Annotated in this window: 10 protein-coding genes and 1 riboswitch; of the genes, 2 read left to right on the top strand and 8 right to left on the bottom strand. The window is 69.7% G+C overall.

From position 1 onward, the window contains the following. Nucleotides 1–17: 17 nt before the first annotated feature. The 8 genes from thiM to ACIBCK_RS34830 form a co-directional block, all read right to left on the bottom strand. Nucleotides 18–851: a hydroxyethylthiazole kinase gene (gene thiM, locus ACIBCK_RS34795; RefSeq protein WP_399396777.1), complete on the bottom strand. Its 834-nt coding sequence runs from the start codon at nucleotides 849–851 to the stop codon at nucleotides 18–20. Further along, nucleotides 845–970, bottom strand: a riboswitch (TPP riboswitch). (Overlaps the previous gene by 7 nt.) 166 nt (nucleotides 971–1136) lie before the next feature. Continuing rightward, nucleotides 1137–2054, bottom strand: coding sequence for a cupin domain-containing protein (locus ACIBCK_RS34800; protein WP_399396778.1), 918 nt, complete (start codon nucleotides 2052–2054; stop codon nucleotides 1137–1139). A 65-nt stretch (nucleotides 2055–2119) separates the two neighbouring features. Further along, on the bottom strand, nucleotides 2120–3028 hold the full coding sequence (locus tag ACIBCK_RS34805; RefSeq protein WP_399396779.1) for a zinc-binding dehydrogenase: 909 nt from the start codon (nucleotides 3026–3028) through the stop codon (nucleotides 2120–2122). A 165-nt stretch (nucleotides 3029–3193) separates the two neighbouring features. Then, nucleotides 3194–6334, bottom strand: coding sequence for an alpha-mannosidase (locus ACIBCK_RS34810; RefSeq protein ID WP_399396780.1), 3141 nt, complete (start codon nucleotides 6332–6334; stop codon nucleotides 3194–3196). Nucleotides 6335–6397: 63 nt separating this feature from the next. Then, nucleotides 6398–7579 (bottom strand): glycoside hydrolase family 76 protein, encoded by a 1182-nt coding sequence (locus ACIBCK_RS34815; RefSeq protein ID WP_399396782.1) that lies wholly within the window; start codon nucleotides 7577–7579, stop codon nucleotides 6398–6400. A gap of 48 nt (nucleotides 7580–7627) precedes the next feature. Further along, complete coding sequence (locus ACIBCK_RS34820; RefSeq protein ID WP_399396783.1) at nucleotides 7628–8485, bottom strand: carbohydrate ABC transporter permease; 858 nt, start codon at nucleotides 8483–8485, stop codon at nucleotides 7628–7630. 2 nt (nucleotides 8486–8487) lie between these two features. Then, a complete protein-coding gene (locus ACIBCK_RS34825; RefSeq protein ID WP_399396784.1) occupies nucleotides 8488–9447 on the bottom strand; it encodes a carbohydrate ABC transporter permease in 960 nt (319 codons plus the stop codon). Further along, on the bottom strand, nucleotides 9444–10757 hold the full coding sequence (locus ACIBCK_RS34830) for an ABC transporter substrate-binding protein (RefSeq protein WP_399396786.1): 1314 nt from the start codon (nucleotides 10755–10757) through the stop codon (nucleotides 9444–9446). Before ACIBCK_RS34830 ends, ACIBCK_RS34825 begins: the two co-directional genes overlap by 4 nt. 286 nt (nucleotides 10758–11043) lie before the next feature. Between ACIBCK_RS34830 and ACIBCK_RS34835 the strand changes: the two genes are divergently transcribed. Together ACIBCK_RS34835 and ACIBCK_RS34840 are read left to right on the top strand one after the other, a co-directional pair. Further along, a complete protein-coding gene (locus ACIBCK_RS34835; protein WP_399396787.1) occupies nucleotides 11044–12759 on the top strand; it encodes a class I mannose-6-phosphate isomerase in 1716 nt (571 codons plus the stop codon). Then, entirely contained in the window at nucleotides 12756–13760 is a 1005-nt protein-coding gene (locus tag ACIBCK_RS34840) for an ROK family protein (protein WP_399396788.1), read from the top strand. Before ACIBCK_RS34835 ends, ACIBCK_RS34840 begins: the two co-directional genes overlap by 4 nt. The last annotated feature ends 93 nt before the right edge of the window (nucleotides 13761–13853 follow it).

The raw sequence follows: 13853 nt of genomic DNA on the forward strand, positions 1-13853 counted from the left end.
CCCCAACACCCGCGAGCTCAACGCAGGTTGAGAGCCCCGGCGAGCCGGTCCGGGCTGAGCTCGTACAGCGCGTCGATCAGCGCGACCGCGAACGTGCCGGGACCTGTCGAGCGGGTGGCGGCGCTCTCCGCGGCCACTGTGAGCAGGGCGGTCGCGGCAGTGGCGGCCAGCAGCGCGTCTCCGGTGACGGCTGTGCAGGCGGCGACCAGGGCGCCGAGCGAGCAGCCGGTTCCCGTCACCAGAGGCAGCAGCGGGTGCCCATTGCTCACCCGCACCACTCGCGTCCCGTCGGTGAGGACGTCCTCAGGACCGCTCACGGCGACCGCGCAGCCGTAGCGTCGGCTCAGCGCGGTGGCCGCGGCCAGCGCCGCTTCGGGGGTGTCCGTGCTGTCCACGCCGCGCCCGCCCGTGCCGCCGCCGTCCAGCGCCAGGATCTCGGAAGGGTTGCCGCGAACGACCGCCGGGGTTGCGCTCTCCAGGAGTTCGCGGGCCAGCTCGGTGCGCCAGGGCAGCGGGCCGACCGCCACCGGGTCGAGCACCCACGGGCGCCCGGCGCCGGCCGCTTCCTTGACCGCGACGCGCATCGCCTCCGCCGTCACGGAAGTCACCGTCCCCAGGTTGACCAGGACACCTCCGGCCACTCGGGCCAGTGCTCCGGCTTCCTCCGCGCTGTGCACCATCGCGGGGGCCGCTCCTGCCGCGAGCAGCACGTTGGCGGTGAACTGCGACGCCACGACGTTGGTCAGGCAGTGCACAAGGGGTGCGGAGGTCCGCAGGGCCGCGATCACGTCCGCTACGGCAGCACGGGAGACGGCAGGGCCGTTTTGGGCAGGTATGGAGGCACTCTCCATCGTCAACACCCTTCCTACGCCGGCATTACCCGGTCCAGGTTCATGCGGTCGGCGGAAAGGGGATCAAGTCCCGTCCGCCCTCTCAGCCCGGCTACTCCCGAGCTCCCGCGGTGGTCACTACGCAATGTACCTCCCTCGGGAACGGGAGTTCGCACTCGGGGCTCCGCACGGCACGACAGAGCGGGGGCGGGCGCTGGACTTCGGCTGTTGCGCCCACGTGACGCCGTTGCGCCCACGTGACGCCGTCGCGCCCACCTGACGCCGGCGGTCGTCGCCTACGTACACTCACTCGCGAAGTCGAGAGCGATACTCACCCGGGGCCGTACCTCGGGCACGTCTGAAGGCGCGGCTGAAGGCGTGCGGAGAGGCGTATCCGACCGCGCCGGAGATCGACTCGACCGGCTCATCGGTGTCGCGGAGCCGGACGGATGCCAGGTCGATGCGCCACTGCGTCACGTACGCGCCCGGTGTCTGTCCGAGGGCGGACCGGAAGCGCCTCGACAGCGTCGCCCGGGAAACGCGCGTCGCGGCGGCCAGGGTCTCCGTGGTCCAGGGGTGCCCCGGCTGGGCGTGGACACAGGCCAGAGCCTCGCGCACGACCGGATCACGCATCGCTCCCAGCCATGAGCCGGACTGCTCCTGCGGGTGGCGGGCCAGCCAGGCGCGTACGAACTGGACGAGCAGAAGGTCGACGATGCTGTTCACGGCGGCGGTGGTGCCGATCTGCGGCTGTGCGAGCTCCGCGGCGAGAAGTTCGACGGTCCTTCTGAGCTGCGCGTTCTCCCGGGCTGTGACGTGCATCGGCCGAGCGAGAGAGGTGAGCACCGGTGTACGCACCTCCGGGTCCTGCTCGTAGCGCAGTACGATCACTTCCGTCTGCACCGGCGCCGAGCCCAGGCGCAGGGCCCTGCCATCGCCGAAAGACCGGGCCGCCGCCGCACGGTCGCAGGAACCCAACGTCATGCCGGCGCCGCCGGCTATCCCGTGTGCGGTGCCCGGCGACACCAGGACGGCGTCTCCGGCCTGCACCGGAAGAGGTTTCTCGCCCGGGACGTGGAGCCACATGGTGCCGCGGGACACCACGTGCAGTGCCGCTCCTGGCGAGGAGTCCAGCCGCAGGCCCCAGATTCCTCCGGCCTTCAGCATGACCCCGAGCGCCCCACGCGCACCCGAAACACGCAAGACCTCCGCCAGCACATCCATGGGTCCATTCTCGTCCACCGGGCGCCTCGCCCGCCGTTGGGCGGTTCGGGGTCCTCTCCCCAGCCTCAGGCCACGTCAAGAATGACTTTTCCGTGCACCTTCCGCGCGAACAGCGCCTTGACGGCGGCGTCCACGTCCTGCCAGTCGCCTCGCAGTCCGACCGGCGCCGAAAGCCTCCCGGCGGCCATGAGGCCCAGCAGGTCCGTCAAGTCCCCGCTGGTCGGCGTCATGTCGCCGAAGGTGGCGATGCTGCGGGGTTCGCCGAAGCCGAACAAGGCCCCTGGCGGGAAGGTGGTTTCCTGCCCTGAGGAGTAACCGACCAGGTGGATGGTGCCGCCCTCAGCGAGGGAATTCCACGCCTGGGCCACCAGCGGCCCGCCGACCGTGTCCAGGACGAGGTCGAACCGGGCCCCGGTCTCGTCCAGTTCGGTCAGGACCTTGTCGGCCCCGAGTTCGCGGAGCCCGGCGGCCCGCTCCGGCGAACCGACGAGTGCCGTCACCCTGGCGCCCGCCAACGCCGCCAGTTGGACGGCGAAGTGCCCAACGCCCCCGCTGGCGCCGGTGATCAGCACATCGCGCGCCAGCAGCGAACGCTTGCGCAGCACCCGGAGTGCGGTGACTCCGGCGATCCCCAGCGCGGCGGCGTCGGCCAGGTCCACACCCTCAGGGACCGTGCCGAGCGAGGCAGGGCTGACGGCCACCCGCTCCGCCCACGCGTGCGGAGCCATTCCCACCGCGACGCGCGTACCCGCGGGCGGCCCCGAGCCGTCGGATGCGGAGCGCACCACGACGCCGGCCGCGTCGTGACCGTGCACGGCGCCGGCCGGCCACTGGCGCACGTAATTCAGCTCTCCGAAGTTGAGACCGATGTGCCGTACCTCCACCAACGCCTCACCGGCGGACGGTACGGGCTCATCGACATCGGCGAACCGTATGGGTCCGGCTTCACTGTGATCGACCACAAGGGCGCGCATAGGGGGTGTGTCTCCTTCTCGCGGGGGTGCGCCTGAACACTCGGCGCGGCGGCGGATCGAGTGCGCACATGCCGCACCACCGCCTTCTCAAAACCCTATGCAGGCCCCGGACAGCGAACAGCCCCGTGAGAATCGTTCAGTTGACGATCTGTGTCAGTGCGGGCCTCACGGGGTGTCCGGTGTCGTCAGCGATATGGCTGTGGTGCCGAGTCGAGGCACAGGTACTGGCAGGGAGCCGTCCGCGTCGGCATGCAGTGTGGTGCTCTCCCTGCCGAGGTAGTCGGCCAATTTCGCCCCGTCAGGGATGGGGAATGCCGGAGTGAGTCGGCAGGTGACAGGTTCCTCGGCGAAGGACTGCAGGCGCACCAGCAGACGTCCCGGCGCCGGCACGGTCAGACCGACGATCCGTACGCGGGGGTCGTCGAGGGTCAGTAGCGCGTAGGACGTGCCGGGGTCAGCTTCGGCAGCCCGAAGGGCCCGTACGGCGACCAGAGGCCGGCTGCTGACGGCGGCCGTGCGCATGCCGAGCACGGCACCGCCGATGGCCGGTGTGTCCTGCCATCCGACGCTGTACCGGAAGACGTGGTCAAATGCCTGCTGGGAGGGGAAGTTGGTGTCCCAGATGTTGTTGTGGACCCAGGAGAACACCGTCCCTGGTTCCTCCTGAGCCAGGGACTGCGGGTACGGCACGTAGGGGATGGCGATCCCGCCGATCTGGATCAGCGGCGCGTCCTGTGTGGCCAACGTCGCGCTCACGCCCTCCTCTTGCAGACTGACCCAGCGGCGTACCGCTCGCATGTGCTGGGCCGAGCCGGGCACCGTGGGCAGTCCCGTACCGGTGACTCCGCCGGTCGCTTCCATGCGGACGACCGGGGACCGCATCGCGAACGGGAAGGCGAAGAAGGCACTTTCCTTGGTGAGTGTCGCGGTCTTGTCGATGCGGTTCTCCAGGTCGATTCGTGCGCTCGCGTGCGGCAGATGGACCTTGACCCGTAGCCGTCGGGCACCGGCCGGGGCGCATTCGTAGACCAGCGTCTCGCCCGTCGCGTCCGTGGTGCGTTCCAGCAGGGCTGTGGGGGGTGCCGTCTGCCGCGTGGCCAGCAGATGCATGGAGTCGTCCGCTGTCGTCTTGCTCGACTGGTGATTGAACCCGCCGGCCGTCGCGTACTCGTCGTACAGGTAGCCGTTGAAGCCGACGGTGGCGTCCTGGCGGACCAGCTCGGCTCCGGTCCGCTTGTCCAGGATCGAGCCGATGCACGCGGACTTCAGGTCGACGTGGACGCGCAGGTATTCGTTCTCCAGAACCGTGGAAGTGTCTGCGGGAGCGTTGCCTTCGGCCGGCCGTCCGGCCGAGTCGGCGGACAGTTCGACCGAGCCGGCGGACGCGGGTTCGATGTCCACGCGCACCGCTCCATGGGCCGGTACGTCGGGCAGCCTGAACAGCAGGAAGCGGCCGGCGGCCCGGTGCAGTTCGTTGCTCTGCGCTTCCTCGGTCGCCTCCAGCGAGGTGCCGTCGCGCGAATCGACGACCTGGACGGGCGCGTCGAGGGGGACGGTGCTTTCCGGGAGGAAGAGCCGTACGGCCTCGGACCGGTCCCAGCTGCATGTGTTGACGATGTAGAAACCGGCGAGTGTCCCTTCGCGCGGAGCCAGCACATCCCCCAGTGCTGTGCTCGCGGCGTCGCGGAGTGTCTGCGCCCCGTCGTGGGCGTTGAGGGCCTGCGCGTATTTCCAGTGCCACTGGCGCTCGCCCGAGGCGTGGCCGTGGTCGCCGTGGGTCCACGGGTCGCCGGCGCCCCAGGTGTGCTCGTTGAACAGGGAGGCTGCTCGGTAGACCTCGGGCGCGGCTTCGGTGATCCGGGCCCCGCCCGGCGCTCCCAGGACCTGCGCGTGGCCCGCGAGGGTCTGTGCGTCGGCGAGCGCCGCCTGGCCGTCGCGGGTGGCCGCCAGCGGCACGGCACCTGCGCCGACGCCGTCGACCCACCAGTCCGTCCAGTCGCCCTCGAACGTCTCGAGCCGGTCGCCGAGCCGTTCCTCCGCGTCCGTGAAGAAGTCCTCGTTGCGTGAGGTGCGCAGGACGGGAAAGGCCCATTCCTCGTTCCACCGGCGTACGGTGTCCGCGATGATGCGGCGTGGCGGACCGTTGTCGGCGAACTTGCCCAGGACCCGCAGGTGCAGGATGTCCCACGGGTAGGGGTCGCTCTTGAACTCCTCGTCCAGGATGGGGAATCCCGGGATTCCCCGGCCTTCGTGCGGGTACTGGTGGTTCGCCAGCGCGGAGAGGTAGTGGGGCAACAGGTCGTCGACGCGGTCGAAGGATTCGTCGAAGCCGAGGATGGACCCCTCCATGTAGGCGAGGCCGTGCGGGGTGTCCGTGCGCCACACCAGTACTTCCCGTCCGCTCGGTGCCCGCCAACGGAACAGGCGCGGCAGTTGCTCGCCCCCGACGTGGTGCGGTACCGCGCGTCCGGCCCAGTTGTGGGCGACCGAGAGGTAGCGGATCCCGCTGTCCGTCAGGACGTCGGGCAGGCCGACGACCTGTCCCGGTACGTCCGTCTGCATGGCCGTGGTGATATCGATCCCGTGCTGGGCGCGCAACTCGCGTATGGGGCGCAGGAGTTCGTGGAGCTCGTCGGTGGAACATGTCTCGGTGTGGAGGTTGAAGGGCATCGCGGCCAGTTCGATGCGTCCCGCGCGGACACGGTCCAGGAATTCCGCGACCAGGCGCGGGGGCCGGTTCTGTGCCCAGTTCTCGTAGCTGAAGAAGCCCTCGACCGCCCAGCGGAACTTCGACTCGTCCGGCCAGTCGTCCGTGGTTCGGCACAGTTCGAGCAGGGAGTCGAGGTACTTGCGTCCCTCGGCGAGCACGGTGCTCTGGGGGTCTGTGTAGCCGATGTCCAGGTGTGCGTGCTGGACCAGGTGGAGTGTCCAGTGGCGCTGGGGGGTCAACAGGACCTCGATGGTCTCCCCCTCGGCCAACTCGGGCAGCTCGACCAGGACGGGTGTGGGAGCGTCGACTTCCGGAACCAGCAGGCGCGTGTCCGTACCCGGCCCGGCGAGGACGTCGCACCGCAGTGCGCTTCCGGCGATGGTGGTGACGCGGGCGCGGGTGAGCGGCCGGGGTGCCGTCACGCGGACGGACTGGAGCAAGCCGCCTGTGCCGTCGTGGCGCAGGAGAGGTTCGCAGGAGAACCTGATCCGGTGTCCTGCGAGGAGCCCCTCGGAGGACACCGCGCGTTCGCGCAGGATGTCTCGGGCCATGTTCGAGTCCCACCAGGAGGGACGGGCAAGTGCGGGGCGGGGCATGGAAGAAGTCTCCACTCGTGTGTGGTGCCGGGACGTGCTGTTCGAGGCGGGGGCGGCGAGGGATCAGGAGCGGTCGGTGGCGAGCCCGGCGAAGATCTGGATCATCGCGGACTGGTGGAGGGTTTCGGCCTGTGCGTCCGGGGCGTGGTCTCCGCCGCCGGAGGGCTGGAAGCGGAAGAGGCCGTCGGCGGGCGTCCGGTTCTCCTGCCAGGTCTGTTCGGCGTAGGTGGCGGCCACCTTGCGGTAGTCGCTGTTGGGCCGTACGTCGTTGAGGATGCGGAGGTTGTCGAAGTAGAAGGCGTTGAAGATGGCCGGCTGTTCGTGCAGCCGGTCGTCCTTCTTCCAGTACGCGAGCGAGCCGTCGGCGTCCTCTACGGCCTGGTCGAGGTAGCGGCGCTCCCCGGTGGCGCGGTAGAGCGTGGTCGCGGTCCCGATCATCGCGCCGGAGTTGTAGGACCACAGCGTCTTGTTGACGGTGCCGTCGTCGTCGCGGCTGTTGTTGTACAGGCCGGGGGAGCTGCGCAGGCACGACCAGTTCCACTCGTACCACTTCTTGGCGCTCGCGAGGTACCGGTCGTCGCGCACGATGGCGTAGAGCTCCGCTGCCAGTTGGGCGGAGAGGCCTGTGACGTTCGCGGCGCGCATGTAGTTGTTCGCGGAGTCGACCCAGTGCATGCCGCCCGCGCACGGCTTGGCCGGGTCCGTGTCCCATGCCCGGGTGACGACTCGGTAGGTTTCCGCCGCCCGCTCGAGGTAGAGCTTCTTCCCGGTGGCCCGGTACTGGTCGAGGAAGCTGAGCCCGACGACGGCGTTGTCGTCGTAGAAGACATCGCCGCCTTGTCCGAGCGGGGCGGGCAGGTAGGAGTCGTATCCGGGCCTGCTGTCACGGGGGTTGAAGTAGAGCCGCAGTGTCTCGAAGCGCTCGGCCGCGTCCCGGTCGTAGCGGGCACCGTTACGCGGCAGTTCGGACATGTCGACGGTGGCGGCCGCCGCCTCGCGCAGGGGCCAGATGTACGAGTGCGGGTTCTCCTCTTCCGTACGCGGTGTCTTCTCCAGGTACAGGCCGTGCTCCTGGGGGCCCTGATAGAGGTGCTGCTGCAGGGAGTTGTAGCTGGCCTCGGCCCGGTGGGCCCAGGTGGAGGGGGCGGTCTTCTTGTCGTTGCCGGCTGCGGCGGCGGGGCTCGCCCACAGGGCTCCGGAGAGGACGGCGAGGGCCAGTGCGGCGCGTACGGGTGTCTTCACCATGGTCTGCCTTTCGGGAAGGTGGAACGGTGAGCGCAGGCCGGGATGCGGTCAGCCGTGCAGCTTGAGGCTGCTGACGAAGAAGCGCTGCGCGGAGAAGAACAGGACGACGGTCGGCAGTGAGACCAACAGGGCGCCGCCGAGCACGACCGGCGGCCCGACATTGGAGTAGTTGCCCTGGAGTTCGGCCAGCGCGGCCATGACGGGGCGGATGTTGCTGCTGGTGGACAGCGTGATGCCGAACAGGAGGTCGTTCCAGACGGCGACGAACTGGAAGACGAAGGCGGCCACCATGGCGGACCGGGACAGCGGCACGTGAATCTGCCAGAAGATCCGCCACCAGGAGGCACCGTCCATCCGGGCGGCCTCGATGATCTCCGGCGCGAGGGTCAGCGCGAAGTTGCGCATGATGAAGTACGCGAACGGGATGGCGATCGCCACGTACACCAGGAACAGTCCGAACTGGGCGTCGTAGAGGCCGGTGTCGGCGTAGGCCAGGAAGAGGGGGCGCAGGAAGACCTGGAGCGGCAGCAGGGTTCCGGAGTAGATGAGCCAGAACCACAGGGTCTTGTGCTTGACCGGCATGATGACGGTCGCGAAGGCGGCCGTGGTGGCCACCAGGATGGCGGCCGCGGCGCTGGTGACGGCGTAGAGGAGGCTGTTGCCCATGGCGGGGCCCAGTTCCGCCTGCGTCCAGGCTTGCGACATGTTGTCGAAGAGGCCGAACCCCTGCGGCCACCAGTGGGGCGCGCCGCTGTAGTCGGCGGCCGGCACCAAGGCGTTGACGAGCAGCAGCCAGGTGGGCAGTGCCCAGACCAGGGAGATGATCACCAGGGTCGTGTTGCGCACGATTCGGCCCGCCGTGGGCCGCGGCCGTGGGGCACTTCTGCGCGGGGTGCGAGTAGGCATGATCAGTGGCCTTTCGGAGTCAGCTGGCGCCGCAGGTACAGCCACGACGCGAGGAGCACGATCGCGGTGAGGACGACCGCGACCGCCGCGCCTGCTCCGGGGTGCAGGGCGAGGAAGGTCTCCTGGTACATCGAGACCGCGAGCGTCTCCGACTGCCGGCCGGGCCCGCCCTGGGTGAGCACCCAGATCAGGTCGAAGGACTTGAGGCCGCCGACCAGGCTGGTCCCGACGACGATCACCGAAACGGTCCGCAGCTGGGGCAGGACGACGTACCAGAACTTCCGCCAGCCCGCCGCACCGTCCAGGGAGGCGGCCTCCAGGGTCTCGGGCGGGATGGTCTGCAGGCCGACCAGGAAGAGGATCACCGCGACGCCCGCGGCCTGCCAGGTGTTGGCGATGATCATGACCAGTGTGTTGCCGGGCCATTCGAGGAGCCATCCCTGGGCGAAGGCATCGAGGCCGAACGCCGTGAGCACCTGGTTCGCGGCGCCGTCGGTGGTGAGGACGAAGTTCCACACCACCGCGACGGCTGATCCGGACAGGGCATAGGGAAGGACGACGAGCAGGCGGGCCACACGGGACCATCCGCCGCTGTGTGTCAGCACCGCGATGGCCAGGCCAAGCACCATCGGCAGGGCGACTGAGCCGACCACCCACATCAAGGTGTTCTGGATCGACCGGGTCAGCGTCGGATCGTTGAGGAAGAGCAGGTAGTTGTCGAGTCCGGCGAAGCCGGAGATGCGCCGGTCGTCGAAGAAGCTGCGGTAGACGGTGGTGGCGAACGGGAGCAGCAGCAGGGCGCTCACGAAGAGCACGGCGGGGGCCAGGAATCCGGTCGCGGCCAGCTTGCCCGTCAGCCGCCGGGGGCGGCGGCGCGCGGGCGTGGGGGCTGCGGGGTGCGGATCGGGGGAGGAGCCAGGTCCGGGAAGCAGCGGTTGCCGTTGTTCGACGGAAGAACTCATGCTTCGTCCCTCTCCCACGCGGCCCATTCCTTCGCCGCCCGGCCGGCCATGCTGCGCAAGGTGGCCTGCGGGGAGGATGCGCCCGTCATGAAACTGCCCAGGTCATCGGTGTTTCCCTGGATGAGGTTGGGCGGGCCGGACTCGCCGTAGCGGGGAAGCTGTGCCCAACGCTCCTTGCGTGCACGCTCTTTGAGGCTCGCCATCACCGGGTTGCCCGGCCGGGAGCGCGGATTGGCCGAGGCGTCCTGCAGGAAGCCGGTCCACACCTGCTGGACCTTCGGGTCGAGCCAGTTCGCCGCGTTGGCCATCGCCGCGTCGTGTGAAACGGCCTTGCGCGGGACGGCGAGCACGCCGGACTCGGTGATCACGGAGCGGCGGGTGGATGATTCGACGGGGGGCAGCACGAAGGCGTCGAAGTCCGTGCCCGGCTTCATGCCCGTGGCAGCGATGCCCTGCGACTGCCACGAGCCGTGCAGGAACATGCCGACGCGTCCTGACTTCAGTGCGGCGGGGCCGTTGTTCTGGTCGAAGTCCGCCGGTGTCATCCAGCCTTTGCGCATGAAGTCCTGCCAGATCTGCAGTGCCTTGTGCGCCTGCGGGTCGGTGTAGTGCGCCTTCCCGCTGATCAGCTCCGCGTAGAAGTCGGGATCCACCTTGCTGACCAGCTCCTGGAACCACTCGTAGGCGGGCCAGTTGCCGGTCTGGGTGGCGACGAACGGGATGACTCCGGCCTTCTTCAGCACCTCGGCGTTGTGCAGCAGTTCGTCCCAGGTGTCGGGAGCGCGCAGTCCGTGCTTGCGGAAGAGGGCCGTGTTGTAGAACAGGACGTAGTACGACTCGTAGAGGGGTATCCCGTAGACGGCGCCGCGGTAGGACATCGACTCACGGGCCTGAGGGGTGACCCACTCCTTGTCCTCGTAATCGGCCCATACCGAGGAGAGGTCGCTGAGCTCCCCGGTGCGGGCCAGCGACTTGAGGAAGTAGCCCGAGGCCCACTTGATCATGTCGGTGGCCTTGGTCGTCTGCAGCGAGATCTGCGTGACCTGCTTGTACGACGTGGGGTTCGGGTTGGACAGCGGCCGCAGCGCGTAACCGGTGAGCTTCTTGAGCTCTCGCCCGGCCGCGACATAGCCCTGGTCCCAGGTGGCGTTGTCGTTGGCGAGCGAGGTGGTCCCCGGCTTCACCGCGGTGCTGTCGCCCCGGGCGCAGCCGGCCAGCGCGACCGCGGCGCCCGCTCCGATGCCCGCAAGGACGCTGCGTCGGCCGAGCGGGTGGGGCGGCCACTGCGTCGCCCCGCCGATTGATCTCATGGGTGCCCTTCCCTGCGGATCCCGTCGGGGATCCCTGGCTCTGGGGTGTGGTGGGTGAGAGGGCGTTACGCCCTCCGCGAGATCTCGCCGTACCGCACGGCATCGGCGGTTCGGATGGCCAGGATGTTAACGACACCATGAGGCCGAAACAAGACTTTGTTTCGGGAATCCGTCTGTGTGCCGTCCCTGGCAGCGGTTATGACTTGCCGCTGAGCGTTCTTCTCGTGCACTCTGTTTGGTATCGATAACATTCCGGCTGCCCCCGCTCACCTCTCCTGGAGTACCCGTGCACTCAGCGCCCCGCCCCTACGAACACAACCCCCGCTACCCGGCGGCCACCGGCACCGTGGTCACGGGGTGGAACGAAGCCGCGGCGACCCTGCCCGACCGGCCGACCGTGCTCGCCCTGGACGGACCGGCGGCCCTGGACTGGAACGCGGCAGCACAGGGGCTCGCCGCCGCCCTGCGCGCGCAGGGCACCGAGGTGGCGGTCCTGGATGTGCGCGAGCGCTGGTCACCGGCAGCCGTCGAGCGGCTGTGCACCCCGCGTGACGGCGGTGACGTCTTCTTCCTGCCGCTCGCCGAGTTCGACATGGCCGACCTCTTCGAGGGCCCGCTCAGCGTCGATCGGCCCGCGAGTGGCGTTCTGCTGGTCTTCGGCCCCGGCTCCGCCCTGTGCTCGCCCGACCTGCTCTGGTGGGCCGACCTGCCCAAGCGGTACGCCGAGGCCGCCGTGGCCTCCGGAACACTGCCCGTCGGCGTCAACCTAGGGCACCCCGACGTCCCCGGCGAACTGCGCCGCCTCTTCTACACCGACTGGCCGGTCGCCGACCGCCACCGCGACGCACTGGCGCCCACCATCGACCGCTGGGTCGACGTGCAGAACCCGCAGGCCCCCGCCTCCCTGGACGGCGAGGCATTCCGCGCCACCCTGACCGCTCTCGCCCAGCAGCCGGTACGCACCCGCCCGTACTTCAACTCCACCGCCTGGGGCGGAAAGTGGGCCGCCGAGCAGCTCGGCTTCGAGCCCGAGGGCGGCAACACCGCACTGGGCTACGAGCTGATCGCCCCAGAAGCGGGCGTCCTCGTCGGCCAGGACACCGGGGCACAGGTGGAACTGCCGTTCCAGCTGCTGTGCGTCCTGCACCCCGAACGGTTCCTCGGCGCTGACGTGCACGCACGCTACGGCACCTCGTTCCCCATCCGTTTCGACTACCTCGACACGGTCGGGGGCGGCAACCTCTCGCTGCACTGCCACCCGCAGGAGCAGTACATGCGGGAGAACTTCGGCTGGTCCTACACCCAGCACGAGACCTACTACGTCACGGCGAGCGACCCCGGATCCCAGGTCTTCCTCGGGCTGCGGCAGAGTACGGACGTGGACATCCTCCGCAAGGAAGTCGAGGCGTCGGCGGCGCACGGCACGCCGCTGCACGTCGAGGACCACGTCCAGACGTTCCCCGCCGACCCCGGCCAACTGTTCATGATCCCGGCCGGCACCCCGCACGCATCGGGCGCGGGCAACCTCGTGCTGGAGATCAGCGCCACGCCTTACCTCTATTCGCTGCGCTTCTACGACTGGCTGCGCCGCTCCAACTCCGGGGTGCCCAGGCCGTTGTCGCACGCTCACGCCTTCGCCAACCTCGATGCCGACCGGCGCGGTACCGAGGTCGTCGAGGACCTCGTCCCGCAGCCGCGTGTCCGGCGCGAGGGCGCGGGCTGGCGTGAGGAGATCCTGGGCGCACTGCCCGAGATGTTCTACGCGGTCCACCGCCTGGTGCTGGAGGGAACGGGGCCGGCCGAAGACGACACCGAGGGCCGTTTCCACATCCTCAATGTCGCCGCCGGTGACGGCGTGGTGGTGGAGACCGCCGACGGCCGGCGTCACGACCTGGCGTTCGCCGAAACCCTCACCGTGCCCGCAGCCGTGGGCGGATACCGTCTGCACCCCGTTGGCGCACGCCCCGTACAGGTCGTCAAGTCCCTGGTGAAGCCGTCATGACCCGGGTGCCCGTGCTGGAGATCGGCGGCACGCATGTCACCGCCGCCGTGGTGGACATGACCAACGGTGTGCCGGTCGCCGATTCCCTCGTGCGCAGGCCGGTGTCCGCCGACGCGGGAGCCGCGGAGATACTCGACTCCTTCGCCGCGGCTGCCCGGCACACGGCAGCGCCCGCCGACGCGCAGTGGGGCGTCGCCGTACCCGGGCCCTTCGACTACGCCGCCGGGATCGGACGCTTCCGCGGCATCGGCAAGTTCGAGTCGCTGCACGACGTCGACGTCGGGGCGGAACTGCGCGAGCGGCTGCCCGATCCGCGCACCATCCGCTTCCTCAACGACGCCGACGCCTTCGCCATCGGCGAGCACCGCGGGGGAGCCGCAGAAGGGCGGAGCCGGTCCGTGTGCATCACGCTCGGCACCGGCGTCGGATCATCGTTCCTGCTCGACGGACAGCCCGTCACCGAGGGCCTCGCTGTGCCGCCCGACGGACGGGCCCATCGCATCACCGTCGACGGGCTGCCCCTGGAGGAGGTGATCTCGCGACGGGCGATCCGCGCGCGGTATGCCAGGGCCGCAGGCCTCGCACAAGGCTCCCAGGGCCCGGACGTCAGCGACGTCGCCGCACTGGCCCGCACGGGGGACCCGCAGGCCACGGCCGTGATCCTCGAATGTTTCAGCACGCTGGGGCGTGCCCTGGCCCCGTGGTGCGGCGCGTTCCGGGCGGACGTGATGGTGGTCGGTGGCTCCATGGCCGCGTCCTGGGACCTCATCGGCCCGGCGCTGCGGGAGGGCCTCACCACCGGAGCCGAGAACGCCGGGCACGAAGCGGCTGCCGCCGTCGCCGCCATGGACCTTCGCTCGGCCCAAAGGCCTCACGACGCTCCCTTGATCGGCGCCGCTCACTGGGCCCTGGAACCTCGGACCCCAGGGGAGGAGCGGGAGACCGCAGCCGGCGCGTCCCACCCCGTACCTCCTGACTCCTGCCGAGTGGCTCCGCCGTGAGAAGGCAGCTGCGCCTCGCCACAGGCCGGCACCGGTCGGTGCGGACGGCATTGGAGGCGGAGAACTTCTCTAGAATGACGGCGCCCGCAGCTC

Source organism: Streptomyces sp. NPDC051218, assembly GCF_044455475.1.
GTDB lineage: Bacteria > Actinomycetota > Actinomycetes > Streptomycetales > Streptomycetaceae > Streptomyces.